At 63.1% G+C, this 25,603-nt stretch carries 22 protein-coding genes; 15 read left to right on the forward strand and 7 right to left on the reverse strand.

Annotation, left to right across the window (positions count from 1 at the left end; all coding sequences use genetic code 11):
* Nucleotides 1-53: 53 nt before the first annotated feature.
* Complete coding sequence (locus DXT74_RS02770) at nt 54-1,376, forward strand: MFS transporter (protein ID WP_194427268.1); 1,323 nt, start codon at nt 54-56, stop codon at nt 1,374-1,376.
* Nucleotides 1,377-1,436: 60 nt separating this feature from the next.
* On the opposite strand, the gene hslU is transcribed toward DXT74_RS02770, so the two are convergent.
* Nucleotides 1,437-2,780 carry an ATP-dependent protease ATPase subunit HslU gene (hslU, locus tag DXT74_RS02775; RefSeq protein WP_043593309.1) on the reverse strand — a complete coding sequence of 448 codons (1,344 nt, stop codon included), beginning with the start codon at nt 2,778-2,780 and terminating at the stop codon, nt 1,437-1,439.
* Nucleotides 2,781-2,833: 53 nt separating this feature from the next.
* Nucleotides 2,834-3,409 carry an ATP-dependent protease subunit HslV gene (gene hslV, locus DXT74_RS02780; protein ID WP_043593311.1) on the reverse strand — a complete coding sequence of 192 codons (576 nt, stop codon included), beginning with the start codon at nt 3,407-3,409 and terminating at the stop codon, nt 2,834-2,836.
* Nucleotides 3,410-3,634: 225 nt separating this feature from the next.
* Here hslV and DXT74_RS02785 point away from each other — a divergent pair, with 225 nt between their 5' ends.
* The 8 genes from DXT74_RS02785 to DXT74_RS23105 all read left to right on the forward strand — a co-directional run bounded on the left by DXT74_RS02785 (nt 3,635) and on the right by DXT74_RS23105 (nt 13,220).
* A complete protein-coding gene (locus DXT74_RS02785; RefSeq protein WP_194427269.1) occupies nt 3,635-4,342 on the forward strand; it encodes an energy transducer TonB in 708 nt (235 codons plus the stop codon).
* Nucleotides 4,339-5,016 (forward strand): MotA/TolQ/ExbB proton channel family protein, encoded by a 678-nt coding sequence (locus DXT74_RS02790; protein ID WP_043593313.1) that lies wholly within the window; start codon nt 4,339-4,341, stop codon nt 5,014-5,016. The genes DXT74_RS02785 and DXT74_RS02790 overlap by 4 nt, the downstream gene beginning before the upstream one ends.
* Nucleotides 5,003-5,413, forward strand: coding sequence for a biopolymer transporter ExbD (locus DXT74_RS02795; RefSeq protein WP_019101956.1), 411 nt, complete (start codon nt 5,003-5,005; stop codon nt 5,411-5,413). Before DXT74_RS02790 ends, DXT74_RS02795 begins: the two co-directional genes overlap by 14 nt.
* A gap of 342 nt (nt 5,414-5,755) precedes the next feature.
* The gene (locus DXT74_RS02800) at nt 5,756-7,948 is read left to right on the forward strand and encodes a TonB-dependent siderophore receptor (RefSeq protein ID WP_194427270.1); all 2,193 of its coding nucleotides are present in this window, start codon (nt 5,756-5,758) and stop codon (nt 7,946-7,948) included.
* A gap of 201 nt (nt 7,949-8,149) precedes the next feature.
* Entirely contained in the window at nt 8,150-8,830 is a 681-nt protein-coding gene (locus DXT74_RS02805; protein ID WP_194427271.1) for a Fe2+-dependent dioxygenase, read from the forward strand.
* Nucleotides 8,831-9,042: 212 nt separating this feature from the next.
* A complete protein-coding gene (locus DXT74_RS02810; protein WP_194427272.1) occupies nt 9,043-10,884 on the forward strand; it encodes a DUF3857 domain-containing transglutaminase family protein in 1,842 nt (613 codons plus the stop codon).
* Between the two features lie 345 nt (nt 10,885-11,229).
* The gene (locus tag DXT74_RS02815) at nt 11,230-11,787 is read left to right on the forward strand and encodes a PAS domain-containing protein (RefSeq protein WP_043641032.1); all 558 of its coding nucleotides are present in this window, start codon (nt 11,230-11,232) and stop codon (nt 11,785-11,787) included.
* Entirely contained in the window at nt 11,784-13,220 is a 1,437-nt protein-coding gene (locus tag DXT74_RS23105; RefSeq protein ID WP_194427273.1) for a methyl-accepting chemotaxis protein, read from the forward strand. Before DXT74_RS02815 ends, DXT74_RS23105 begins: the two co-directional genes overlap by 4 nt.
* A gap of 65 nt (nt 13,221-13,285) precedes the next feature.
* On the opposite strand, the gene DXT74_RS02825 is transcribed toward DXT74_RS23105, so the two are convergent.
* The 3 genes from DXT74_RS02825 to DXT74_RS02835 all read right to left on the reverse strand — a co-directional run bounded on the left by DXT74_RS02825 (nt 13,286) and on the right by DXT74_RS02835 (nt 17,488).
* Entirely contained in the window at nt 13,286-13,567 is a 282-nt protein-coding gene (locus DXT74_RS02825) for a hypothetical protein (RefSeq protein ID WP_194427274.1), read from the reverse strand.
* Between the two features lie 403 nt (nt 13,568-13,970).
* The gene (gene entS, locus DXT74_RS02830) at nt 13,971-15,251 is read right to left on the reverse strand and encodes an enterobactin transporter EntS (protein ID WP_194427275.1); all 1,281 of its coding nucleotides are present in this window, start codon (nt 15,249-15,251) and stop codon (nt 13,971-13,973) included.
* Between the two features lie 635 nt (nt 15,252-15,886).
* Nucleotides 15,887-17,488 carry an NAD(P)/FAD-dependent oxidoreductase gene (locus DXT74_RS02835; protein ID WP_194427276.1) on the reverse strand — a complete coding sequence of 534 codons (1,602 nt, stop codon included), beginning with the start codon at nt 17,486-17,488 and terminating at the stop codon, nt 15,887-15,889.
* Nucleotides 17,489-17,637: 149 nt separating this feature from the next.
* Here DXT74_RS02835 and DXT74_RS02840 point away from each other — a divergent pair, with 149 nt between their 5' ends.
* The 4 genes from DXT74_RS02840 to katG all read left to right on the forward strand — a co-directional run bounded on the left by DXT74_RS02840 (nt 17,638) and on the right by katG (nt 22,017).
* A complete protein-coding gene (locus DXT74_RS02840) occupies nt 17,638-18,063 on the forward strand; it encodes an Lrp/AsnC family transcriptional regulator (protein WP_043641040.1) in 426 nt (141 codons plus the stop codon).
* A gap of 597 nt (nt 18,064-18,660) precedes the next feature.
* The gene (locus tag DXT74_RS02845; protein WP_114154635.1) at nt 18,661-19,221 is read left to right on the forward strand and encodes a DUF2975 domain-containing protein; all 561 of its coding nucleotides are present in this window, start codon (nt 18,661-18,663) and stop codon (nt 19,219-19,221) included.
* 9 nt (nt 19,222-19,230) lie between these two features.
* Nucleotides 19,231-19,464, forward strand: coding sequence for a helix-turn-helix transcriptional regulator (locus tag DXT74_RS02850; RefSeq protein WP_043641048.1), 234 nt, complete (start codon nt 19,231-19,233; stop codon nt 19,462-19,464).
* A 342-nt stretch (nt 19,465-19,806) separates the two neighbouring features.
* Nucleotides 19,807-22,017, forward strand: coding sequence for a catalase/peroxidase HPI (gene katG, locus DXT74_RS02855; protein WP_114154633.1), 2,211 nt, complete (start codon nt 19,807-19,809; stop codon nt 22,015-22,017).
* A gap of 146 nt (nt 22,018-22,163) precedes the next feature.
* On the opposite strand, the gene DXT74_RS02860 is transcribed toward katG, so the two are convergent.
* On the reverse strand, nt 22,164-22,598 hold the full coding sequence (locus DXT74_RS02860; RefSeq protein WP_052370823.1) for an outer membrane protein assembly factor BamE: 435 nt from the start codon (nt 22,596-22,598) through the stop codon (nt 22,164-22,166).
* 43 nt (nt 22,599-22,641) lie between these two features.
* Nucleotides 22,642-24,216: a YadA family autotransporter adhesin gene (locus DXT74_RS02865; protein ID WP_194427277.1), complete on the reverse strand. Its 1,575-nt coding sequence runs from the start codon at nt 24,214-24,216 to the stop codon at nt 22,642-22,644.
* Here DXT74_RS02865 and DXT74_RS02870 point away from each other — a divergent pair.
* Nucleotides 24,206-24,430 (forward strand): hypothetical protein, encoded by a 225-nt coding sequence (locus DXT74_RS02870; protein WP_162788090.1) that lies wholly within the window; start codon nt 24,206-24,208, stop codon nt 24,428-24,430. The two genes, DXT74_RS02865 and DXT74_RS02870, sit on opposite strands and share 11 nt — an antisense overlap.
* 532 nt (nt 24,431-24,962) lie before the next feature.
* Nucleotides 24,963-25,532, forward strand: a complete 570-nt coding sequence (locus tag DXT74_RS02875; RefSeq protein ID WP_194427278.1) for a GNAT family N-acetyltransferase — start codon at nt 24,963-24,965, stop codon at nt 25,530-25,532.
* Nucleotides 25,533-25,603: the final 71 nt, after the last annotated feature.

Here is a 25,603-nt window from a genome sequence, read left to right on the forward strand (position 1 = left end):
GCTTTAGGCATTAATTGTTAAGCTGAGCGCATCCCTTCGCTCAGGAAACGTCCATGCAGCAAACTTTGCGTCAAAGATTAGAGGGACTGCCCACGCCGTTTTACGCCTTGATGCTGAGTGATGTGTTGAGCGGGCTGGCGATGGGCGCCGGTTATGTCGCCATCAGTTGGTGGGTGGTGCAGTCCGGCGGTGCGCGCGATATGGCCTGGTTCGGTTCAATCACCGCTTTAGTGATGCTTCTGTCGCTGCCGCTGACCGCGCCATTGGGTGATCGCCTGCCTAAGAATCGCCTGATTGGCGGCGGCATGTTGCTGGCGATGCTAAGCGCGCTGCTGCTGGCCTTGATGGCCGCACTAGGCTGGTATCGCATCGGCTGGGTGATCGCGGTGGAGTCGCTGGCCATGCTGGCCTGGTCCATCGTGCTGCCGTCCATGCTCAGCATCGCCGCCGAGATGGTGCCGGCAGCCCGGCTGGGCGACGCGCTGTCCTTGCAGAAAAGCTCGCAGTCGGCGGGCAATCTGATCGGCCCGGTGCTGGGCGGCGGCTTGATGGCGGCGACCAGCCCCACCCTGACTCTGCTGGCCTACGCCTGTCTGCTGGTGGTGGCCGCAGCGGCCTCCTTATATGTGCGCGTGCCGCCGCGCGCCGCGGACGCCGTGCGCCAGCCTTGGCTGGAGGATATCCGCAGCGGCCTGTACGCGCGCTGGCGCATTCCGCTAGAACGCTATTGGACCTTGGCGGTCTTCGTCACTCTGGTGGCCTTCATGCCGCTGGTGACGACTCTGCTGCCGGTCAAGCTGCATGCGCTGGGCTTGTCCGCCGCCTGGCTGGGCGGTTGCGAGGCGGCGATCAGTGCCGGCATGCTGCTGGGCTCGCTCTGGTTCACCCATGTTTTGCTGCGCCGCTTCAGCCGCTACCAGGCGCGCACCATAGGCATGGTGGTCTGCGGCGTATTGATGCTGGTGGTGGCGATCAGCGACAACCCTTGGGTGATCCTGGCCTGTTTCGCGGTGATGGGGCTGATGTTCGCGCTGAACCAGCTGATAGGCCAAACTCACCGCACGCTGGCGGTGCCGGAGAATTACCGCGCGCGCTTTTCCGCCATCAATGTGATGCTGGTGAAAATAGGATCGATGCTGGGGCCGGCGCTGGCCGGCGCGCTGTTGCATGTGCTGCCGCTGGAGCGGGTGTACTTGATTTTCGCGCTGCTGCATTTGGCCACCGTGGCGCCCATGCTGCTATTGCCTGGCTTGAAGGCGTTTCTGGAGCTGGATCACGACGAGGTGAAGGATTGGTATTGGCGGCGCCATCCGGAAGCATTCCGCGATTTGGCAGCCGAGCCTCCCCCCGCCCAGCCGGCATGCGAGGCACGCTAACCCGGATGCGAGAACGGCGACCCAAGGCCGCCGTTTGCGTTTCTATATATAAGGAATGGATCAGAGCACGTAACGCGCCAGGTCTTCGCGCTCGGCCACTTGTTCCAGCTTGCTGTCGACATAGGCGGCATCAATCTCGCAACGGCCGGCCTTGGCGTCGAAGGCCACTTCTTCCAGCAGCTTTTCCATCACCGTGTAGAGGCGGCGCGCGCCGATGTTCTCGGTTTTCTCGTTGACCTGCCAGGCGATCTCGGCCAGGCGCTGGATGCCACTGTCGACAAACTCCAGCTCCACGCCCTCGGTCGCCATCAGCGCCTGGTACTGACGAGTCAGACAGGCATTGGTGCTGGTGAGAATGGCCTTGAAGTCGTCCACGGTCAGCGAGGATAGCTCGACGCGGATGGGCAGACGGCCTTGCAGCTCCGGGATCAGGTCCGACGGCTTGGACAGCTGGAAAGCGCCCGAGGCGATGAACAGGATGTGGTCGGTCTTGACCATGCCGTACTTGGTGGACACGGTGGTGCCTTCCACCAGCGGCAGCAGGTCGCGCTGCACGCCGGCGCGCGAGACGTCGGCGCCGCCCTGGCCTTCGCTGCGGCTGGTGACCTTGTCGATCTCGTCCAGAAACACAATGCCGTTCTGCTCGACGTTCTTCAGCGCCTCGGCGCGCAGTTCCTCGTCATTGACCAGTTTGGCGGCTTCCTCGTCGATCAGTTGCTTGCGCGCTTCCGTCACCTTCATCTTGGCCGCCTGCTTCTTGCCGGAACCCAGGCCCTGGAACATGCCTTGCAGCTGGCTGGCGAAATCCTCCATTCCCGGCGGGGCCATCACGTTCATTTGCGCCGCCGGCGCGGCGATTTCGATTTCGATCTCTTTATCGTCCAACGCGCCTTCGCGCAGCATCTTGCGGAATTTCTGACGGGTGGCGCCGTCTTCCGGCTTGGCTTCCGCTTCCGGTTCGCCGCCGAAGAATCCGGCTTGCTGGCGCGGACGCGGCAACAGCACGTCCAGGATGCGGTCTTCGGCCGCGTCTTCCGCGCGCGGGCGGTTGCGTTTGATGGCGGCGTCGCGGGTCTCTTTGATCGCCACTTCCACCAGATCGCGAATAATGGTGTCCACATCGCGGCCGACATAGCCCACCTCGGTGAACTTGGTGGCTTCTATCTTGATGAAGGGCGCGCCGGACAGTTTAGCCAGACGGCGGGCGATCTCGGTCTTGCCCACGCCGGTGGGGCCTATCATCAAGATGTTCTTGGGGGTGATTTCGCTGCGCAGCGGCTCGGCCACCTGCTGACGGCGCCAGCGATTGCGCAGAGCCACCGCCACCGCGCGCTTGGCCGCGTTCTGGCCGATGATGTGTTGGTCCAGCTCGTGGACGATTTCCTGCGGGGTCATTTGCGTCATGACGTTCTCCAACCGGAAGCGACGCTCCCGGCGATTTGATTCTTGAATGCGGCTTAGTTGGCTTCCGATGCTTTGCCTTCCGGCTCTTCGGCTTCGTCCAACAGCTCGATCACATGGTTGTGGTTGGTGTAGATGCAGATGTCGCCGGCGATCTCCAGCGATTTCTTCACCACCACTTCCGGCGCCAGATCGGTGTTTTCAAACAGCGCGCGCGCGGCGGACTGAGCGTAGGCGCCGCCGGAACCGATGGCGGCGATGCCCTGTTCCGGCTCCAGCACGTCGCCGTTGCCGGTGATGATCAGAGTGCTGTTCTTGTCGGCGACGATCAGCATCGCCTCCAGCCGGCGCAGCATGCGGTCTGTGCGCCAATCCTTGGCCAGCTCCACCGCCGACACCAGCAAGTTTCCCTGATGCTTTTGCAGCTTGGCTTCAAAACGCTCAATCAGGGTGAAGGCGTCGGCGGTGCCGCCGGCAAAGCCCGCCAGCACCTTGCCGCCATGCAGCTTGCGCACTTTGCGCGCCGAGGCCTTGATCACGATATTGCCCAGAGTGACCTGGCCATCCCCGCCCAGCGCCACGCGATTGCCGCGGCGAATGGACACAATGGTGGTTCCGTCGAACTGTTGCATGTTTTGTATTCCAATAATGTCGCCACCGGCACTCCGCCGTGGCCAATGCTGCAAGATATGCAGGCAAAACCATGGATTGCAAGAACTGGAACGCTCCGAGGCGCCGGCTAACGCGGCGCTTGGCAAAACCCTTTTCCCGTCATTTATTTACTTACGTCAATGACATTGAGGTATACGCGTTTTCCAGCTTGGATAATGAGAATAGTTTGTATTATCATCACCATCATGAACCAGCGAATTCTTCAATACTCGGCGCTCTCCAGCACCGTGGGCCTGCATGCCCTGGCCTTCGCGCTGATGGGCGGCGCAGTGGCGATGCAGGCGCCAATCACGCTGCCGCGCGTCGCCAGCATGGAAATGATCAGCCTGGCCGCGCCCAGCAAGGCCGCCGCGCCGGCTGCGCCCAAGCAGCAGCCCAAGCCTGAGAAAAAGCCGACTCCGCAGGTCAAGCCCACTCCGACGCCGAAACCGACTCCGGTCAAACCCAAGGTGATGGCCACGCCCACTCCGGCCGCGCCCAGCGCCAAGGCCATCAGCGTGCCCACGGCCGCCCCGGCGGCGGAAAGCAAGCCCAGCCCGGCAGCCAGCTCCGCAGAGGGCGGCAGTTCCCGCGGCCAGTCCGCCGACGCCAAACCTTCGATCACCGAGCCGATGTACCGAGGCGGCTATCTGAACAACCCCAAGCCGGCCTACCCGGCGCTGTCCATCGAGGAAGGCGAAACCGGCACCGTGCAGTTGCGGGTGCACGTGTCCGCCCAAGGCCAGCCGCTGGAGGTGACGCTGTCCAACAGCAGCGGCTTCCCGCGGCTGGACCGCGCCGCCGTGGCGGCGGTGAAAAAGTGGAGCTTCACCCCGGCCAAGCGCGGCAATGAAGCCATCGCCTACACCTTTATCGTTCCCGTTGAATTTTCTTTGAAGTCTGCAAAATCATGAATCTAATGACTGTATTCCATCAAGGGGACGCCGTGCTGGTCACGGTGTTCATGATCCTGGTCCTGATGTCTGTGCTGACCTGGTACCTGATCCTGGTCCGCGGCGTCAGCACCTGGCATATCCGCCGCGCCAACAAGCAGGCCGAAACCGCGCTGTGGGACGCCCCGGACTGGAAGCAGGCGGAAGCCCAGTTGCAGGATTCGCGCGCGCCGTTCGCCAACCTCACCCGTCAGGGCCTGGCCGCGCTGCGCCACTACCGCAGCCAGGCTGAGCGGCCGCTGGGCCAGAGCTGCGATCTGGACGAGTTCCTGACCCGCGCCATCCGCAAAGGCCTGGCCCAGGAAAACGGCAAGCAGGAAACCGGCATGACCGTGCTGGCCTCGGTGGGCTCCACCGCGCCCTTCATTGGCCTGTTCGGCACGGTATGGGGCATTTACCACGCGCTGGTGAACATCGGCGCCGCCGGCCAAGTCACCATCGCCGCGGTGGCCGGCCCGATCGGCGAAGCGCTGGTGGCCACCGCCGCCGGCCTGGCCGCCGCCATTCCCGCGGTGCTGGCCTACAACGCCCTGACCCGCATGCAGCGCATCATGGCGCAAGACATGGACTACTTCGCCCACGATCTGCACGCCCAGCTGCTGACTCAGTCCGGAGAGATCGATGGCGTTCGGTAGTTTCGACAAGGGCGCTTCCGCCCCGATGGCCGACATCAACACCACCCCGCTGGTGGATGTGATGCTGGTGCTGCTGGTGGTGTTCATCATCACCACCCCGTTGCTGACCAATACCGTCAAGCTGGATCTGCCGCAAGCCAGCGCCGCCGCGCAGCAGAGCCAGCCCAAGGAAATCCGCCTGGCCATAGATGCCGCCGGCGCGGTGTTCTGGAACGACGTCAAAGTGCCGGAAGGCGAGCTGGACGCGCGTTTCGCCGCCGCCGCCCGCGACAACCCGCAAGTGGAGCTGCACTTGTTCGCGGACAAGAGCGTGCGCTATGAAACCGTGGCCAAAACCCTGGCCAGCGCCCAGCAAGGGGGCATCAGCAAGATAGGCTTCGCCACCGAAGCGCCTTAACGACAGCCGTGCGAGCATGGCCGGCGCCTGCCGGCCGCTCGCCGCAGAGCCGTCACGCAAGCCCACGCCATTGGTTTGCGTGAGGACTCTGCCGGCCCCTGAGCCACAGTAGACGCGAGATCCGCGTCCCGTACCCGCCAGCGCGCAGCCGCTTATCCAGCCGCTATTTCGCGCCGGTACCTCATTCCTCTTCTTCTATTCCATGGACTGCCGCCGCGCAGACCAGGGAGGGTCTTTGTCCGCTCTTTGCCCGGACAAGGCCGGAGAGGCGCGCAGTAAGGCAAAGCAGAGCCGGCCTCAGCCGGCCGGCGATTATAACGACGACACGAAATGAGAACCCTGATGGAACATCGACCCACCCCAAGCCGCGGCAGCGGCATCGTCGCGCGCAAGCTGCCGGCGAAAATCGGCGCCGGCATGCTCGCCGCCGCCCTCTCCCCCGGTCTGGCTCTGGCCGCAGACGCCCCCACCAAGCTGGAAACCGTCCGCGTGGAAGGCGAAACGCCGGTACGCGGCAGCCTGAAGACCGAGTCCAGCGCCATCGGCAAGCTGAACCAGAAGCTGAAGGATATTCCGCAATCGGTCACGGTGGTCAGCAAGCAATTGCTGGAAGACCAGGCCGTTTCCAACTTGAAGGACGCACTGCGCAATGTGCCCGGCATCACTTTCGCCGCCGGCGAAGGCGGCCGCACCGGCGACCAAGTCGTGATCCGCGGCTTCTCCGCCTTCACCGACACCTATCTGGACGGCATGCGCGACATCGGCCAGTACAACCGCGACACCTTCAACCTAGAAAAAGTGGAAGTGTTGAAAGGCGCCAGCTCCATGCTGTTTGGCCGCGGCTCCACCGGCGGCGTGGTCAACCAAGCCAGCAAAACTCCGTTCGCCGGCTCCCTGGTGGCGGGTGAAATTGGCGTCGGCAGCAATCGCCTCACCCGTTCCACCTTCGATATCAACCAGGCTTTCAGCGACACCGCCGCAATGCGCGTCAACCTGATGGCCACCGACGACGGCAGCGACCGCGGCCCGGCGAAAAACCGACGCTTCGGCATCGCTCCCTCGCTGGCCTTCGGCCTGGGCGAGCCCACCACCTTGGTGCTGTCCTACTTCCATCAGAAGGAAGACAACGTTCCGGACTACGGCATTCCGTTCAACGCCAACACCCGGCAGCCCATCGACGTGCCGCGCGACCGCTTCTACGGCCTGAACAGCGACTTTGAAAAGACGCAAACCGACATCCTCACCGCCAAGCTCACTCACCGCTTCAGCGACGACCTGGTGCTGAGCAATCAATTGCGTTTCAACCGCTTCTGGCGCGATGTGTCGCCCACCGCGCCGCGCATCCCGGGCATCACCCCCAGCAACCCGGTTCTGGACAGCTCCCGCATCAACCGCAGCAAACCCATGCGCGACGGCACCGACTGGTCGTGGAACAACCAGACCGATCTGATCAGCAAGTTCGAAACCGGCAGCGTCCGCCACACCTTGCTGACCGGCCTGGAGCTGAGCAAAGAGAAATCCGACACCAGCCGCTACGCTCTGCTCAACACTCCGCCCAGCACCACCGTGGGCGCGCCGGACCCTGGCGTGCCCGTCGACCTCAGCCGCTACCGCAGCAGCAACACCCAGTTCGACGCCAGCAATATCGGCCTGTACGCGATGGACACGCTGGAGCTGACCCCGCAGTGGAAGGCCGTGGTGGGCGCCCGTTTCGACCGTTTCAGCGGCGACTACAAGATCCGCGCCGGCAACCGCGACGGCTCCGTCAACCAGGACCCCAGCCGCAGCTACGATGTCAGCCGCACCGACAATGTGTGGAGCTGGCGCAGCGGCCTGATCTGGCAGCCCAGCACCGCCCAGTCCTACTATCTGAGCTACGGCACCTCGTTCAACCCGTCGGGAGAAGCCTACGCGCTGGACAAGGCCACCGCCAAAGTGGACCCGGAAAAGAACCGCAACATTGAACTGGGCGCCAAGTGGGATCTGTTCGACGGCGACGCCAGCCTGCGCGCGGCGCTGTTCCGCATCGAGAAGACCAACGAACGAAATACGGATGCCAACGACCCCAATACCGTGCTGCTGTCCGGCAAACGCCATACCGATGGCGTGGAAGTGGAAGGCGCCGGGCGGCTGACCGAGCGTTGGGACGTCTTCGCCGGCCTCACCCTGATGAAGTCCCGCATCGACAAGGCCGCGCCGCCGGCCCTGGGCGCCGCCGGCACCGAAGGCAATATGCCGCGCTACACGCCCAAGGTCACCGCCAACCTGTGGACCACCTACAAGTTCACGGAAGAAGTGATCGGCGGTTTCGGCCTGACCCATGTGGGCAAGCGTTACGCGCATGAAGCCAACACCAACTACCTGCCGGCCTACACCGTGGCCAACGCGATGCTGGCTTACGAGACCCGCAAGTACAAGGTGCAGCTGAATGTAAACAACCTGGCCAACAAGACTTACTTCGACGGCGGCTACCCGGCCCACGCCACGCTGGGTACTCCGCGCGAAGCGCAACTGACAGTCAGCTTCAAGTACTAAGCACCTGTTCATGATCTCGCAAGCAAGGGCAAGACAAGGCGAAACCGGCCTAGAAAGCGGAATGCCCGGATGGGGCAGAAGCATTTCGAATGCCGGCGCTCATCGCACAATGTCCCTACCGATGCGCCGCAGATCGTAAACACGTTCCAAGCCAGTTCCGGCCCCCGGTTCGCCGGGGGCTTGGCCTCATACGGAGACACCATGTTATTGCACATCCCCGCGGTGCTGAGCGCCGAAGAACTGGCGCTGGGCCGCGAGCTGCTGGCCCGCGCCGACTGGGCCGACGGCCGCATCACCGCCGGCAAGCAGTCCGCTCAAGTCAAACGCAATCTGCAACTGCCGCAGCAGCTGCCGGAAGCCCAACAATTGCAGGCCATGGTGGAAGGCGCCTTGCAACGCAGCGGCCTGTTTTTCTCCGCCGCGCTGCCGGCCAAAATCTTCCCGCCGCTGTTCAACTGCTACCAAGCCGGCATGGATTTTGGCAACCATGTGGACAACGCCGTGCGCCGCCACCCTTTCGACGGCGGCTGGGTGCGCACCGACGTGTCCTGCACCCTTTTCTTCAGCCGCCCGGACGAATACGAAGGCGGCGAGCTGGTGATCGAGGACACCTATGGCAGCCACAGCGTCAAGCTGGACGCCGGCGACATGGTGCTCTACCCGTCCACCAGCTTGCACCGGGTGGAACCGGTCACCGCCGGCGCGCGGCTGGCCTCGTTCTTCTGGGTGCAAAGCATGATCAGCGACGACGGCAAGCGCCGGCTGCTGTTCGACATGGACGCGGCGATCTCCAGCTTGCGCCTGCAGTTGGGCGATAACGAAGCCCTGGTGGCGCTAACCGCGAACTACCATAACCTGCTGCGGATGTGGGCCTCGCCGTGAGCGCCCGTTGACCATCCCCCGTCTTGTGCCGCTCGTATTCGCGGGATCGTGGACAGGCTCGACAGCGACACAAAAAGCACACACATTCGTAAGCGCTAATATGCGAACATGGAACGCTTGACCCCATCCGGCGGTGCGGACGCCGGATGCGCGTTTTCACCGCCCTCGCGCCGTATAATCATCACAGCAAGATCACACTTTTCGATTCCAATATGCGTACACTCACTCTCGGGCTGGCCGCCGGCCTCTACAGCAGCTTCAGCGCCGCCGCGCTGCAACCGGTCAGCGAAGCGCCGCTGGCGGTCAAAACCGCCGTCAGCTGCCAACACAACAAAGACAACAGCCTGGACTGCGTCACCAGCAAGCAATTCACCATCCTGCACCCCTCCGGCCGCGAACAACTGTCCCGCATCGACTTCACCTACCCGGCCGAAGACCGCATGCAAGTGGAACGGGCCGAAGTGATCCAGCCCAACGGCAAAGTGATCAAACTGGGCAAATCCCAGATTGAAACCCGTGCCGCGCCCAATCCGGACGCCGGCGTCAGCCGCGACATGCAAACCTGGATGGCCTTCCCGGAACTATCGGTGGGCAGCACCGTGTCCTACCGCATCAAAACCCACAGCGTGGCACAGCCCTTGGTGCGCCAGTTGCGCTACCAATTGGACCTGGGCCCGCAAAAAGCCCGTGAAGACAGCTTCAGCTTCGACCTCCAGTCCACTCGCCCGCTGATCTGGCGCGGCATGATGCTGGACGATTACGCGGTGGACGCCAGCGCGGACCGCAAGCGCGTCAAGGTATCGCTGCGCCGGCCGCGCTACCTCAACTACATCAACGAGTGGAACAACAGCGCGCTGCGCGAATGGCCGCAACTGGTGATCGCCACCTCGGACCAGCCGCAAGACCACTTCGGCGCCCATGCCCGCCGCTACAACGAAATCCTGGCCGCGCCGCTGCCGCCGGCTGCCGCCGCCGTGGTGGCCGCCAATCAGGGCAAGCCGGCCGCGGAGCAGACGGCCGCCTTCATGCAGCATATCAACCGCAACTACCGCTACCTCAACGACACCCGGCTGGCGGAACGCGGCCTGGTGCCGTTCACGCTGGCTGAAATTGAAAAACACGGCTACGGCGACTGCAAAGACCTTTCCACTCTGCTGACCGCCATGCTGCGCCGCGCCGGCATCGCCGCGGAACCAGCGCTGATCTACCGCGGCAAGTTCGCCCCGCCGCTGCTCCTGCCCGGCGTCGGCGCGCCCAACCACATGATCGTCCGCGCCAACATCGCCGGCCAGACCTGGTGGCTGGACCCCACCAACCCCTTCTTCCAGCCCGGCCGCATCATATCGGACCTGCAAGACCGCTGGGCCTTCATCATCGACAAGGACGGCGTGGTGAGCCAAACCCAGGTGCCGATGGAGCCGGCGCGCACCGATCTGAACATCAAGCGCGAAAACGCGCTGCAAGCCGACGGCAGCGCCAATGTCAGCGCCGACATCGAACTGGCCAACTCCGCTCTGATCGACACCATTCTGCAAGACCGCTACCAAGGCGTCAGCGCCACCGACCAAAGCTTGTGCAACCGGTTGAGCAATCAGCCGGAAGACTGCAAGGTCCAGCGCGACAAAACCTCCTTCATGGTGCCGTCGGTCTACCCGCTGCGCATGAGCGTGCGCGACCCGCGCATGCTGGAGAAGATTTCCGGCCTGTTTCTCTACGACTCCCACTTCAAAAGCGTGTGGGACAGCTTCGACAACTACAAGCGCAACGGCAACCTGGCGGACGTCTACCTGGGCGACGCCAGCGCCATGCAATCCGATGTGCTGCTCAAGGGCGCCAAAGCCATCCAGCCCGCCTTTGAATGCAAGGTGAATTCCCCCTGGTACGAAGTGAACGCCAAGCAACAGCAAACCCCGGCCGGCATCCGCGTCCAGTACCGGATCAGCAATAAGGTGCGCTGGCTCAGCCACGCGGAGATCAACAGTCCGGAGTTCGCCAAGCTGATAGAAGACGCCCGCGCTTGCGTGTCTCAGGTCCGCCAGATCGTCAAACTCTGAGAACCTGTTTACGATCTGCTGCGCGCCGACGGGGCTGTTAGACAAGGGCGTTGAAAACGGCTTCGAAATGCTCATGTGCCACTTGACCATTCCGCTTTCTCAGCCGTTTTCGCCTTGTCTCGCGAAGCTTTTAGCAGGCTCTGAGGCCCGCCCCGGCCCACGCATGCAAGGACGCCACAGGCGTCCTTTTTTGTTTTCGTAAGAACTGAATTATTAAGAAGTAATTTAAGCAGACTCCTGTCAAGCATGGGCAGTACAAATAAATAAACGCTTGCCCCTACTGGGCCAGTGGCCGAAAATGAACATTTGAGGTTAGGCAATCGACAAATAAGAGAGAAACAGACCATGACGCACCCCGCCGCCGGCACGGCCAGCAAGGAAATCCGGCTCGCCCCTCATGAACTGATCATCACCAAGACCGACCCCACCGGCCACATCACTTACGCCAACCGCGTGTTCATGCGCATCGCCGGCTACGCCGAGCACGAGCTGCTGGGCAAGCCGCACAACCTGATCCGCCACCCCGACATGCCGCGCGGCGCCTACCGCCTGATGTGGAAAACCCTGCAACAAGGCCAGGAATTCTTCGCCGTGGTGAAAAACCACAGCAAAAACGGCGACTACTACTGGGTACTGGCCAACGTGACCCCGGACTACGACCTGCGCGGCCAACTGCAAGGCTATTACTCCGTGCGCCGTCCGCCCAGCCAGGAAGCCATCGCCGCCATAGAGCCGGTCTACGCCCAGATGCGCCAGATAGAAGCCAGTCACAACAAAGCCACCGCGCCGGACGCCTCCGTGGCCTGGCTGCAGCAAGTGTTGGCGGACAAAGGCGTCAGCTACCAGGACTTCATCCTTTCCCTCAACGCCCAGGTGCTGCAAGCGCCGGGAGTCGCCGCATGAGCCAGCTCCAACACAAGCCGCCCTTCCTGCGCACCCAGCTGGGCTGGTGCATCATAGGCTTCAATTTACTGGTCGCCTTCTCGCTGCTGGACAGCTATTTATTCCCGGAAATCGTCGGCCACGTCGTGGACGCCTTGCTGCTGGCCGCCTCCATCGCCCTATCCCTGCTGCTGTGGCGCCACAGCGGCCGCATCTTCGGCCTGCTCAACACTCTGCACGAGCAACTGGGCTACGCCAGCTCCGGCGAACTGCACCACCGCGCCACCGGCACCCGCAACCTGGGCGAAGTGGGCAAGCTGGCCTGGCAGCTCAACGACTTCCTCGACCTGATCGAAACCTATTTCAAGGAAATCAACACCTGCTTCAAGGCCATCAGCGCCGGCGACTACAGCCGCCGCCCGCTGAGCCAAGGCCTGCCGGGCATCCTGGCCAGCTCGCTGGGCAGCGTCAACCGCGCCATCCAGACCATGGCCGACAACGACGGCTACATCCGCCGCAACCGCCTCTCCTCGCAGCTGGCCGCGCTCAACAACCCGCACCTGCGCAAGGACCTGGCCAGCAACCAGAGCGATCTGGAAGACATCAGCCAGGCTATGGCCGACGTGGCCGCAATCACTCAAGACACCGCGGACGGCGCGCGCGTCAGCCTGGAAACCGCCCAACAGTTGTCCGGCCACCTGGATACCATCGCCGACAGCGTCAGCAGCATGGACACCGCCAGCACCGCGCTGGCCCAGGAATGGCAGGGCATAGAAACCTCGCTGGCCGACATCTCCGCCATCGCAGACCAAACCAACCTGCTGGCGCTGAATGCCGCCATCGAAGCCGCCCGCGCCGGCGAAACCGGCCGCGGCTTCGCCGTGGTGGCCGACGAAGTGCGCAAGCTGGCCGAGCGCAGCAAGAGCACCGCCAACAATGTGCAGGACGTGCTTGAAAACTTGTCGCTGCGCATTGGCAATATGCAGACCCAGGCCAGTGCCGCCGGCAATGTGGCCAGCCAGGTCAAAGACTCGGTTGAAACCTTCCGTCAGCGCTTCAGCAGTCAGGTGGAGCAATCGCAGCAAGTGATGGCCCAGGTGAGCCGCGTGCACGACAAATCCCAGCTCAGCCTGCAAAAAGTGGGGCATGTGATCTTCAAACAGACCGCCTACCACTCGATAGAGGAGGCCAAGCCGATGGAGCAGAGCAGCGAACTGCAAAGCTGGCTGCAGCAGCAAGGCCAGCAGTCCTTTGGCAAAACCCGTTCCTGGAGCGAGCTGGCAGCCACCGAGCAGCAGGCCAGCCAGCACATCGGCGCCGCGCTGGCGGTGTTTGATCAGGAAGGCCCGCTGGACGAGCAGGAAATCGTCAACCGGATGCAGAAGCTGGAACAAGACAGCGGCCGCATCCTGCGCTACCTGGACAAACTAGGCGAGGAGAAACACGGCCAGTAAACAGCGCTTCAATGCCGCCTCGCATCGGCGATAAGGCATTGGAGCATGCCCTGGCGTTCTAGCACTCAGAAATCAAGCGGGGCCGCTTTGAGCTGCCCCGCTTTTTTTGCGTGCGCCGACTCGTTTTGTATCCGCTGCGCGGATGATGATTTTGATTGCCGGGACAGCCCGAACAGGCCGCCGCTTAAGACCTCGGGACAGCCATCCGACAGCAGGCCTGAAGGGACCTGGGGCACGTCGCATTCGTCGCTTATTCTTGGTTCTCTTGAGATATCCACAGGAAAGAGCGGTGGTGCTAAGTTACCCACAAACATGACCGACTCTGCCAAATCACTTTTCTTTTTCAAAAAGACAACCTTGTGGAGCGCCCAAGTGTCCCCTCGGGGGCGCTCCGAGTTTCGCGTCCTGGGGGACGAGGGGGGATGGAAGGGGCAGCGGCCAGCTCCCTTCCCGTTCGCCGGGCGGAACCGGTCCTAAATCACCATCCGTGCGGCGGATTCAAACTCCCCTACACTAGCCAGCGCTTCATAGAGGATGCAAAAAGGGCGGAACCCCCAACCGAGGTTTCCGCCCTGCAACGACATTAGCTCCAACAAACCCTTGGCGCTAAGAACCTGCTTACGATCTGCTACGCGTTGGCGGGACTGTTAGACAAGGGCGTTGAAAACGGCTTCGAAATGCTAATGTACTACTTGTGCATTCCGCTTTTTCAGCCGTTTTCGCCTTAGCTCGCGAGATCGTAAGCACGTTCTAAGACCCCGCGCCCTGCCGCGCCGGCTCCCCGACAGTCTCCGCCCCGGCGGCCGCGCCACCGGTCAAACGCCGCAAAGACCCAAAAGCCCCGCACATCGCCAAACTGGCCGCGGCGGCCACTGCGCCGAACCACCCCACCGCCGTCAACGGCACCAAGGCTCGCGCCAGCGCGCCCAGGCCCAAAGCGCCCAAGCCATCGCCCACCACGTCCTGCGCGTTCCACAGGCTATTCACCCGTCCCAGCAAATGATCCGGCGTATTGCCCTGCACCAGCGTGAACTGCAACAAAGACGCGATGGAACCGAAATAACCCAGCAAAGCCAAGGCCAGCAGGCCGTAAGCCAGATGATGGACCAGGCCCAAGGACGCGATGCTCAGGGACGAGGCCAGCACGCAACTCAACATCACCGCGCCAGGACGGCTCAAGCCGCCCACCCAGCCGCTGGTGAACGCGCCTATCATCGCGCCCAGCGGTACCGCCGAATACATCAGGCCCACCTCGAAAGCGCCGCCGCCGTAGCCGTCTTCCGCCAAGGACGGATACAGCACCCGCACCGCGCTGAGCAGGGTTTGCAGCGTGCCCACCGCCACCACCGCGCCCACCACCTTGTTCTGCCACAGAAACTGGAAACCCTCCAGTAGGGAACGCAGCGGATGCGCCGGCTCCCCGCCCTGCGGCTTCAGGGATGGCAAACGCGTCAGCGGGATCAAGGTGGCCAGAGTGCCGACGCCGGCCAGCAGATAGTTCCAGTTCACCCCGGCGGCGGCGATGATCAGCCCCCCCAGCAGAGGAGACAGCACACCGCCGATGCGCATGGTCAGCATGCTCAACGCGCCGGCGGCCGGCAGGTTTTCACGACCAACCAGCACCGGGATGGACGCCATCAGCGAGGTGATGCCGATGCCGCTGAAAAAGCCGTCCCAGGCCGACACCACGTAGAGCGCCAGCACCGAGGGATGGGTCATGAAGCCGTTGAGCGCCAGCGCCAGAAAGCCCAGGCCGCACAGCGAGCGGCCCAGCAGAATCAGCCGGCGGCGGTCCATGCGGTCCGCCAGCACGCCGCCGCACATCAGGCCGGCGAACATGCCGATGCCGTCCAGCGCCATCGCCGCGCCCACTTGCAGGGTGGAGCCGGTGAGCTGATGGATTTGCACCGGCACGGCCACCATCAGGATGCCGAAGGCGAACACCGAGATCATGCGGGCGATGAAGATGGAGCGGAAATGCGGGTTGAGCCTGAGCAGGCTGAAATCGACGAAGATGGGCGACTTTTTCATGACAGGTTTTTTTTGATCTCGACAGAGGTGGAGGCCGCGCGGCAAACGCCGACGCGGCCGGCAAGAGGGTGTGCCGTTATGGATGCCGCATGGTAACACCAGCCGTCTGTATTAGGAATCATTTGCATTTGAACACATCAATCGGCCACCGCGGCTGACGCTGAACGCCGGCCTGGGCCTGCTGGACACCAAGGAGGCTCAAAGCGACGCCGCCGCCACCGGCATCCTGGGTAATCCATTCAACCACGCGCCGTACCTGGTGAACCTGGGCTTCAAGCCACGACGGGATCACGACTGTTCCTCGGCGGCGGCCTGAACCGGGTGGGCCGTTACGACTCCGACACCACTAAGAGCCTGTTCAAAGTCTAGCGAGCAAGGACGAGACAAGGCGAAAACGAGCGTAGCCGCACCAGCGGCGACTCCACCGTGGCAAGCCTCAACGCCGGCCAAGAGCACGCCGCCTGGACGGTGCGCGGCAACAATCTGGGCGTGATCGCCGCTCCGCGCACTGTCGCGCCAAACCGTGGATTACCGCTTCGATTCCCGCTTGATTGCCCTTTAGCCCGCCTGCTCCGCTGCGGGCCTTTTTTCACCTGGCGCACGGGGCCGGCCCCGCAAGATCTTGCGCCGACGGCTCAAACCATGCGGCGCCCCAGATCCCGCAGCACCTCGCGCGCCGCGTTGTGGCCGGGCGCGCCCGTGACGCCGCCGCCGGGATGGGCGCCGGCGCCGCAGGTGTACAAACCGGGAATGGGGCCGCGGTAGTCGGCGTGGCCCAGCATGGGCCGTGCCGAGAACAACTGATCCAAGCCCAGAGCGCCGTGGAAGATGTCGCCGCCCACCAGGCCGAAGGTGCGCTCCAGGTCCAGCGGGCTCATGATCTGCCGCCCCAGCACCGCGGCCTTGAAATTGGGCGCGTAACGGGTGACGGTGTCAATCATCAGGTCCGCCACTTCCTCGCGATGGTCGTCCCAGCTGGCCCCATCCGGCAATTGCGGCGCCACGTGCTGGCAAAACAGGCTGGCCACATGCTGGCCCGGCGGAGCCAGCGACGGGTCCAGCGTCGACGGGATCAGCACTTCCACGATGGGCCGGCCGGACCAGCCGCGCTCGCGCGCGTCGTGATAAGCGCGCTCCATATAAGCCAGGCTGGGCGCGATGATGATGCCGCTGCCGTGATGTTCCGCCGGCGTCTTGCCCGGCAAGCAGCTGAAATCCGGCAGCTCGGACAGGGCCACATTCATGCGGAACGTGCCGGAGCCACAGCGCCAGCTTTGCATCCGGCGCAGGAAGTCCGCCGGCAGCGCCGCCGGGTCCAGCAGCTGGGTGTAAAGCAGCCGCGGATTGAGATTGGACACCACCACCCGCGCGTCCAGCCGCTCGCCGCGCTCCGTCACCACGCCCACCGCCCGGCCCTTCTCCAGCAACACCTCCCGCACCGCGCTGTCGGTGAGGATCTCCGCGCCGCGCTCGCGCGCCGAACGGGCCATGGCCTGGGTGATGGCGCCCATGCCGCCCAGGGCGTGGCCCCAGGCGCCCTTGCGGCCATTCACTTCGCCGAACACATGGTGCAGCAATACATAGGCCGAGCCGGGCGCGTACGGGCTGGCGTAGTTGCCCACCACGCTGTCGAAACCGTAGGCCGCCTTGATTGGATCGCTGTCGAACCAGCCGTCCAGATAATCGCCGGCGGACTTGGTGAACAGATCCAGCAACTCGCGCTGCTGCGCCAGTTCCAGCTTGCCCAGCCTACGCCCCAGCCGACCGGCCTTGAGCAGCTCCGGCAGCGCGCTCAGCCAGCCGCCCTCCACCGCGTTGGGCGGCGTTTGCAACACCAGCTCGCGCAGCAGTTCGGCGGCGGCGTCCAGATGCCGAGCGTAATCGTCCAGCCTGTCGGCGTCTCGGCGCGAGAAGCGCGCCACCTCGGCGGCGGTGCGGCCCGGCCCCACTTTCAGATAGCCGCCGTCGTCCAGCGGCAGGAAGTTGGACAAGGGCCGCTCCGCCACTTTCAGACCATGGCGCGCCAGCTCCATGTCGCGGCTCACCTTGGGATTGAGCAGCGACACCGTGTAGGCGGCCACCGAGTTGCGAAAACCGGGGTGAAACTCCTCGGTCACCGCCGCGCCGCCCACCACGCCGCGCCGTTCCAGCACGGTCACCTTCAGCCCGGCCCTCGCCAGGTAATGGGCGCACACCAGGCCGTTGTGGCCGCCGCCCACAATGATCGCATCTCGCATCGCTCCGCTCCTCGTCTCAGGGGAAGCCTCATTCTCGGGTCAAGTTCGGCAAATTGCAGCGCGCATAGAGACGAACTGTTGGATATTATTGATCGCATTGACGAAAAGTCCGGCATAGCGCTAAACCGCCACCCCCGCATGGAGCCGCCATGGACGCCACAGATCAGCAATTGCTCGCGCTGCTGCGCGAAAACGCCCGCGCGCCCACCGCGGAACTGGCGCGCCGGCTGGGCCTGTCCCGCACCACGGTGCAAAGCCGCATAGAACGGCTGGAGCGCGGCGGCGTGATTTTGGGCTATAGCGTGCGCACCAGCGCCGCCCACGACGCCGCCCAAGTGCGCGCACTGGTGATGATCAGCGCCGCGCCGCGCTTGAGCCCGTCGATAGAAAGCGCCTTGCGCCGGCTGCCCCAGGTGCGCACCCTGCACTCGGTCAGCGGCGTCCATGACTTCATCGCCGGCGTGGAAGCCGCCGGCGTGGCCGAGTTGGACGGGTTGATAGACCGCATCGGCGCGCTGGAGGGCGTGGAGCGCACCAGCACCGCCATCCTGATGACCACGCGCATAGACCGCTGAACCGGCCAGCGCGGTCAAGGCGTGAAACGGCCTCGACATTGCCGCTCTCAGCCCGGCGCTGTCTCCCCGGCACGCCGCCAATCCCCACGCCAGCAAAACGCACAGCAGGCGTGCGCGCCGGCCGTGGCCCAGCGCTTTAAGCATGCGTCGGCGCCAGACATTCGGCCACCCATCCAGATCGAGGCGCCAGCTCGCCGCTTGCTTGATTTGCATCGCTCATCATCAAACCTCTTTCGTTCATCCGGCGCGCAAACACGCCAGGCATCTCGGAGAGCACGCGAGGGCAAGCCCGCCTTCACGTGAAGTTGATGACTGTATTACATAAATTAATTACTGTTAAACAATAATAAATTGTTGTTTCTCATGTAGACACCGCTCAGCACGTCTTCAATCCGTCCAAAAGCCGCGCCCAGCCTGGGCCGACGGCTCACGAAGCCCCCATGCAACGACAAGCCCAAGGTGTGTGCTAGCCGCAACGTTGCGAAAATCAAACTTGCACAGCAAAAAATTATCGTTTTACAATAACAAATAATTGTTTTGCGATACCTAACCAACTCCCTTTCTCAACGCCTTTCCAACCACTGCTAAGGAACTCTCATGAACTCCACACGATTGAGCCGCTATTGCGCCGTCATGGCCTACATCACTGTCTTGGGCATCAGCGCCATGCTGCTGTTCAATATCCTGTTCTGGCTCTTTCCCAAGTCCATTATCGACGCCGGCTTGACCATCTCCGTGGACACCGTCAGAGGGTTTTACGGCTCAAGCGAATTCGATCTTCCGAGCCTGCCGCTGTGGCAACGCGCCGGTGGCGCGGTCCTTTCCTGCATCCCCCTGCTGATCCTGGCGCAAGGCCTGAACGCCTTGCGCCGCCTGTTCAAGCTTTATGCTCAAGCGGAATATTTCACGGAGCGTTCCGCCGCGCTGTTGTCCAAAGTGGGTTCCAGAGTCGCGCTTTGGGTGTTGGCGGACCTCGTCTCCCAGCCGCTGATTAGCGCCTGGCTGACCATGATGCGGCCGGAGGGGCAGCGGCTGATCGCCGTCAGTTTCCACGCTGAAAACCTGGAAAGCCTGTTCATCGCCGCCGTGGTCATGATCATTGCGCGCATTCAGCGAGAAGGCATTACGCTGGCGTGCGAAAATAAGCAATTCATCTGAAAGCGACACATGCCCATCAAAATCCATCTGGACATGCTGCTCGTCCAGCGCAAGGTCAAATCCAAGGACCTGGCCCAGGCAATCGGCATCACAGAACAAAACCTGTCGCTGTTGAAACAAGGCAAGGTCAAGGGCTTCCGGCTCTCCACGCTGGAGGCGATCTGTCTGTATCTGGACTGCCAGCCGGGCGACTTGCTGCAACTGGTGCCGGCTGAGCCGGACGCCGACAACGACAGCGTATAAGAACCTGTTTACGATCTCGCGAGCCTAAGGCGAAACAAGGCGAAAACCACTAGAAAGCGGAATGTACGCGTGGTGCATGAGCATTTGACGAGGTGTTCAGCGCCGTATCGCCAATACGCAGCAGATCGTAAACAGGTTCTAAACCCTGAACGCGACTTGAGCAGGCAGTTAACTCTCCAGCCCAGGAACTATGTGGCGCGCCTAATGAACTAACTATCACCAAAGCATGATTGATTGACGGAAGCCATAGGGCTGATTGAAATTGCTCAATGGCTTCCGACTCCAAGCTTCACTAAGCTGATCCCAGCAAGTCATTGAACACCTTGACCTAAGGAGTCTGTCATGAGTAGCGCGTCCAAGTGCCCATTCCACCAAACCGTCGGCAATCCGGCTGTCGTGAACGCCCAATCCAACCGCGACTGGTGGCCCAACCAGCTCAATCTCAACATCCTGCATCAACACGCGCCGGCCTCCAATCCGCTGGAGCCGGACTTCGATTACCCCGCCGCCTTCCAACAGCTGGACTACGCCGCGCTGAAAAGCGATCTTAAAGCGCTGATGACCACCTCCCAGGACTGGTGGCCGGCTGACTGGGGCCATTACGGCGGCCTGTTCATCCGCATGGCCTGGCACGACGCCGGCACCTACCGTACCGCCGATGGCCGCGGCGGCGCGAGCACCGGCAACCAGCGCTTCGCTCCGCTCAACAGCTGGCCTGACAACGGCAACCTGGATAAGGCGCGCCGTCTGCTGTGGCCGATCAAGCAAAAGTACGGCAACCAGATCTCCTGGGCCGATCTGATGATCCTGGCCGGCAACGTGGCGCTGGAGTCCATGGGCTTTAAAACCTTTGGTTTCGGCGGAGGCCGTCAGGACATCTGGCAGCCGGAAGAAGACGTCTATTGGGGCGCGGAAACCAAATGGCTGGCCACCAGCAACGAGGCCAACAGCCGCTACTCCGGCGACCGCCAGCTGGAGAATCCGCTGGCCGCGGTGCAGATGGGCCTGATCTACGTGAACCCGGAAGGCCCGGACGGGAATCCGGACCCGCTGGCATCCGGCCGCGACGTGCGCGAAACCTTCGCCCGCATGGCGATGAACGACGAGGAAACCGTGGCTCTGGTGGCCGGCGGCCATACCTTCGGCAAAGCCCACGGCGCAGGCGACCCGGCGCTGGTGGGCCCGGAACCGGAAGCCGCGCCGCTGGAAGCGCAAGGCCTGGGCTGGATCAACCGCTTTGGCGACGGCAAGGGCGAATACACCACCACCAGCGGCATCGAGGGCGCGTGGAAACCCAACCCGACGCAATGGGACAACGGCTATTTCGACATGCTGTTCGGCTACGACTGGGAACTGACCAAGAGCCCGGCCGGCGCCCACCAGTGGGTGGCCAAGAACGTCAAGCCGGAACACCTGATCCCGGACGCTCACAACCCGGCGAAAAAACACCCGCCGATGATGACCACCGCTGATATGTCGCTGCGCTTCGACCCGATCTACGAGCCGATCGCCCGCCGCTTCCATCAAAACCCGGCCGCTTTCGCCGACGCCTTCGCCCGCGCCTGGTTCAAACTGACTCACCGCGATATGGGCCCCAAGACCCGTTACCTGGGCCCGGAAGTGCCGGCCGAGGATCTGATCTGGCAAGACCCGGTGCCGGCGGCCTGTCAACCGCAGATCAACGACGCAGACATCGCCGCGCTCAAGGCCAAAGTACTAGCCTCCGGCCTGTCCGTCAGCGAACTGGTGTCCACCGCCTGGGCCTCCGCCTCCAGCTTCCGTGGATCGGACAAGCGCGGCGGCGCCAACGGCGCCCGCATCCGCCTGGCTCCACAAAAAGACTGGGCGGTGAACCAGCCGGCGCAACTGGCCCGCGTGCTGAAAACGCTGGAGGCCATTCGTCAGGACTTCAACGCCGCTCAGAGCGACGGCAAGCAAGTGTCGCTGGCCGACCTGATCGTGCTGGCCGGCGGCGCAGCGGTGGAAGCCGCCGCCAAGGCCGGCGGCCACAACATCAGCGTGCCGTTTGCGCCGGGCCGGACCGACGCCAGCCAGGAACAGACCGATGTGGAATCCTTCAGCGTGCTGGAGCCACAGGCGGACGGTTTCCGCAACTACCAGAAGCAAGCCTACTCTTTGCCGGCGGAAGCGCTGCTGGTGGATAAGGCGCAGCTACTGACGCTGAGCGCGCCGGAAATGACGGTGCTGGTGGGCGGCCTGCGCGTGCTGGGCGCCAACGTCGACAATGCGCCTCACGGCGTGTTTACTAGCCGTCCGGGTGTATTGAGCAACGACTTCTTCGTCAACCTGCTGGATATGGGCGTGGCCTGGCAGCCCACCTCCAGCGCCGGCGAGTTGTACGAAGGCCGCGATCGCAAAACCGGCCAGCTCAAGTGGACCGGCAGCCGCGTTGACTTGGTGTTCGGCTCCAACTCGCAGTTGCGGGCGCTGGCCGAGGTCTATGCGCAAAACGACGCGCAGCCCAAGTTTGTCCGCGACTTTGTCGCCGCCTGGAACAAGGTGATGAACCTGGACCGTTTCGATCTGAAATAAGCGCGGTTCACCGTCGGCAAACAAAGCGCGGTCCATCTGGACCGCGCTTTTTTAGGGCCTGGCCCCGCTGCTGCGCGCATGAAAAAACGAACCGCCGGTAAAGGCGGTTCGTTTCATTTCGCTCGGCTCCGGGCGTCGCGCTGGATTCAGACCCCGGCGGCGATCTCGGCGCAGGACTCCTGTCGCCAGATCACCGAGGCCACCTTCATCCGCTTGTCGAACAACAGTTTGTACTGGCAAACCCGGGCTTGCTCTCCGCCCTTGGAGCTCAGGTTCAACACATAATCCCACTCACGCACGGCCACCATGCCTTCCGCGAAGTGCGGGCGGCCGATCAGGCCGTAAACCTGTTCCTTGCTCAATCCCTGCTGGACCTTGGCCAAATTTTCGAGGTTGGGAACGCTGCCTTCCGGCTGCCAGCCATTGTGTTCAATGCTGGGCCATGTCGGGCTGGCCTGCTCGGCCAGATGGCCATCGTCTGTGATCTTGCTCAGGCGGCTGGTGCCGCAGCCCATCAAGGCCGCGCCGGCGGCCGCCAGCAGCAGGTAGCGGAGAGAACCGCCGAATATCGGTTTTTTCATCATCTATCTCATTCAATATCAGCTGATTGATCTTGTGTCCCGCTTACCACTGGAAGCCCGCGCCCAGGCTGGCGCCGCCTTGACCACGGGTATTGGTGGAACCGGAGAACTTCACCACCCAGCGGCCGTTGTCGGACAGCGAGGACAGCCCCACCGCAATGGCGGACTCGCCGCCGGTGGTGGCCGTGGCCACGGCCAACATGTTTTTGCCGGGCAAGAAGGCCTGCGGCAGACCGGCCATGGCCATCGCGCCGGCGGCGGCGCCGAACGCGTCGCGGCGCGTATCGGACAGATCGGACCGGAGCTGCTTGAATTGCTGCTGATTGTTGAAATTGGCCGCATTCAGCTGATCCACATTCACCGCGTCCGTGCCCTGTGCGCCGGCCGCCACATTGTGAATGGTCACCGGTCTGCCGCCGTCCCCGCCCACCAAGGTGACGTCGTTGCCGGCGGTCGTCGTCGTTGTCCGCCCGGAGGGGTCGGAATACTGCACCGGTCCGCTTTTCTGCAGACGATCGATCGCATCGCCGACATTGTTCACGGTCTTGCCGTAAACGGTGTAGTCCGGGCCGCTCACCGCCCCGGTTTGAGCGTTGTAGGACGCGCCGCCGCCCAAGGCGGCCGCGGTTCCCGCGCCCGCCTTGTCCACTTTGGCGCTCACGCGCTGCACCGCCTGGTTGGTCGCGTTCAGCTGGCTGCCGTTGACCGCGTCCGTGCTGGTCCCGCTCACCCGGCCGGCGGCGACATTGCTGATTTGACGCTCATTGCCCGCGCTGCCCACGCTCACCACGCTGGAAGGCGCCGCGCCGGCATAGTTGTAAGTCACGCCGTCCACCACGCCGCTGGCGGTGGGATTAGCCGCCGCGGTCCGGCTGTTGGCGCCCAAGGCGACGTCGTTGGCGTTACTGGCCTGGGCATTGCTGCCTATCGCCAACGCATTGTTGGCTGTGGCCGCGGCGTTGTTGCCCACCGCCACCGCATTGCTGGCGTTGATGTTGGCGCCCGCATTGTTGCCGATGGCCACGTTATTGCTGCCGGACACGTTCTGGCCGGCCTGGCTGCCGGCGGCGAAGTTGCCGTTGCCGGTCACGCCGCGGCCGGCGGAAACACCCACAGCGGCATTGTTGCTGCCGCTGACATTGGAGCCGGCGTAGGAGCCGTTGGCGGTATTGTTGCTGCCGTTGATGTTCCAGCCGGAGAAGGTGCCGCTGCTGGTGTTGTAGCTGCCGGTCACATTGCGATTGGAGTTGTTGCCCAAGCCGGAGTTGAAATCGCCCTGGATGTCCTGAGCCGAGTTAGCCCCGCTGCCGGTGTTGCCGGTGCCGGTAACGTTGCGGATGGTGTTGATGCCGGTGCCGACGTTGGCATCGCCGGTAACGTTATAGCCGGAGTCGTTTCCCATGAAGGCGTTATTGTTGCCTTGTACGCGGGTGCCGGCGTTCTGGCCGATCGAGGTGTTGTAGCCGCCGTTCACATTCACGCCGGCGGCGGCGCCGAACGCCGAGTTATTGGTGCCAGTCATATTGCTGCCGGCGCCCACGCCATAAATCGAGTTATTGCTATTGGTCGCCACCCCCGGATCCACCGAACCCGCGCCGTAGACATTATTGCTGCCCACGCCGGAGATCGTGTCGGCGCTCGCCAAGGCGGACCAGGAACAGGCCACGGCCAAGCCAATTGCGCTCAACGCCAAGGAAGACAAGGACAAACTCTTTGCTGCAGATACTTTGTTACTCATTTCACAGACCACATTCTTCAAGATTGATGGAATTCACCCAAGGCAAGTCTTTGCAGGCAAGCGCGCCGCCAGCTCCAGGTTTCCGGCGGGATAAGCGCAAATACGCGCATTCCGGCCTGAAACCCATGGCCGACCACGGTTCGGTCCAGGGGCGCGGCGGGGCTCCGCCGGCGGCGCTAGCTTGTCTCTGCATCCAGGCACTCCGTTCACGACAAACCGCGCTCGAGAAGGACGAGTACATGAAAAGTCCCTCTTCGGCGCGGCCAGGATCACGCTATGCCTTTGATTTTTATGAATCCTAACATTCTGTTAATATCTGTGAAAATTGAAATAATCGAATTAATTAATTCGTTTTAGCTATCAATCAAAATTGCTGATAATGAAATTCAAATAGAATATCCAAACGCCACACGCCGGATCTCTAGCCTAGGCCAAAACTATCGGGCTCCAGCGCTCGACGCGCCGTTCTGAGCATTCTCGCGAGCAAGGCGAAAGCGAGCGAAAAAGCGGAATGTATACGTGGTGCGTGAGCATTTTGAGCTTGTTTTTAACGCTGTATCGCCGACGCATAGCAGATCGTAAACAGGTTCTGAGATAATTCCGTTCTAGCTTCCCTCATCCAAGCCATGTCCATCCGCCCATCTACACCGCCCATACGCCGGCTAAGCCCGCACGACATCTCCCCCAACTGGCTGGATGCCTTCCAGCGCCGTCAAGACGTCCGCATGGTCTACCGCGCCGGGGCCGATGGCCGGCAAAGGGTGGCCGAGCCCTTCATTGATGACTGGTCGCCAACGGAACGGCGCGAGTTGGCGTTGGAACTCGCGCGCATCGCCGCCGCCGGCGTGGTCTTGGCCTTGGAAATCGATGGCCACCTGGCTGGCTTTGCCGCCATAGACCCTCAAGTCCTAGGCCCGGACGGCGGCTACCGGCAACTGAAAGAGCTGCAAGTGGACCGCCGCTGGCGAGGCCGGGGCCTGGGCCGCGCGCTGCTGGCCGCCTGCGCCGCAGCCGGCCGCGAACTGGGCGCGGACGCGCTCTACATCTCCTCGCACTCCGCCGTTGAAACCGTCGCCTTCTACGAGGCCTGCCGCTGCGCGCCCGCCCGCTGGCTGCACGCGCCGCAACTGGCGCTGGAGCCTTTCGATTGCCAGCTGGAACTGGTGCTGACCGCGCAGGCTGTTGATTTTATTTAGCTATCCGCATCGATACGGCCTGCTCGTGTGATTGAGCGCCCTTCTTTTCCTCACACACGGCTTTGCATGTT

This window comes from Chromobacterium sp. Rain0013, assembly GCF_015291765.1.
Lineage (GTDB): Bacteria > Pseudomonadota > Gammaproteobacteria > Burkholderiales > Chromobacteriaceae > Chromobacterium > Chromobacterium haemolyticum.

What these genes read in the sequence shown, in the direction of transcription:
- DXT74_RS02815 (WP_043641032.1), top strand. Translation starts at nt 11,230, where the DNA reads ATGACGCACCCCGCCGCCGGCACGGCCAGCAAGGAAATCCGGCTCGCC.
- DXT74_RS23105 (WP_194427273.1), top strand. Translation starts at nt 11,784, where the DNA reads ATGAGCCAGCTCCAACACAAGCCGCCCTTCCTGCGCACCCAGCTGGGC.
- DXT74_RS02850 (WP_043641048.1), top strand. Translation starts at nt 19,231, where the DNA reads ATGCCCATCAAAATCCATCTGGACATGCTGCTCGTCCAGCGCAAGGTC.
- DXT74_RS02805 (WP_194427271.1), top strand. Translation starts at nt 8,150, where the DNA reads ATGTTATTGCACATCCCCGCGGTGCTGAGCGCCGAAGAACTGGCGCTG.
- DXT74_RS02845 (WP_114154635.1), top strand. Translation starts at nt 18,661, where the DNA reads ATGAACTCCACACGATTGAGCCGCTATTGCGCCGTCATGGCCTACATC.
- hslV (WP_043593311.1), bottom strand. Translation starts at nt 3,409, where the DNA reads ATGCAACAGTTCGACGGAACCACCATTGTGTCCATTCGCCGCGGCAAT.
- DXT74_RS02800 (WP_194427270.1), top strand. Translation starts at nt 5,756, where the DNA reads ATGGAACATCGACCCACCCCAAGCCGCGGCAGCGGCATCGTCGCGCGC.
- DXT74_RS02790 (WP_043593313.1), top strand. Translation starts at nt 4,339, where the DNA reads ATGAATCTAATGACTGTATTCCATCAAGGGGACGCCGTGCTGGTCACG.
- DXT74_RS02810 (WP_194427272.1), top strand. Translation starts at nt 9,043, where the DNA reads ATGCGTACACTCACTCTCGGGCTGGCCGCCGGCCTCTACAGCAGCTTC.
- entS (WP_194427275.1), bottom strand. Translation starts at nt 15,251, where the DNA reads ATGAAAAAGTCGCCCATCTTCGTCGATTTCAGCCTGCTCAGGCTCAAC.
- DXT74_RS02785 (WP_194427269.1), top strand. Translation starts at nt 3,635, where the DNA reads ATGAACCAGCGAATTCTTCAATACTCGGCGCTCTCCAGCACCGTGGGC.
- DXT74_RS02835 (WP_194427276.1), bottom strand. Translation starts at nt 17,488, where the DNA reads ATGCGAGATGCGATCATTGTGGGCGGCGGCCACAACGGCCTGGTGTGC.
- DXT74_RS02840 (WP_043641040.1), top strand. Translation starts at nt 17,638, where the DNA reads ATGGACGCCACAGATCAGCAATTGCTCGCGCTGCTGCGCGAAAACGCC.
- hslU (WP_043593309.1), bottom strand. Translation starts at nt 2,780, where the DNA reads ATGACGCAAATGACCCCGCAGGAAATCGTCCACGAGCTGGACCAACAC.
- katG (WP_114154633.1), top strand. Translation starts at nt 19,807, where the DNA reads ATGAGTAGCGCGTCCAAGTGCCCATTCCACCAAACCGTCGGCAATCCG.
- DXT74_RS02795 (WP_019101956.1), top strand. Translation starts at nt 5,003, where the DNA reads ATGGCGTTCGGTAGTTTCGACAAGGGCGCTTCCGCCCCGATGGCCGAC.
- DXT74_RS02770 (WP_194427268.1), top strand. Translation starts at nt 54, where the DNA reads ATGCAGCAAACTTTGCGTCAAAGATTAGAGGGACTGCCCACGCCGTTT.
- DXT74_RS02875 (WP_194427278.1), top strand. Translation starts at nt 24,963, where the DNA reads ATGTCCATCCGCCCATCTACACCGCCCATACGCCGGCTAAGCCCGCAC.
- DXT74_RS02860 (WP_052370823.1), bottom strand. Translation starts at nt 22,598, where the DNA reads ATGAAAAAACCGATATTCGGCGGTTCTCTCCGCTACCTGCTGCTGGCG.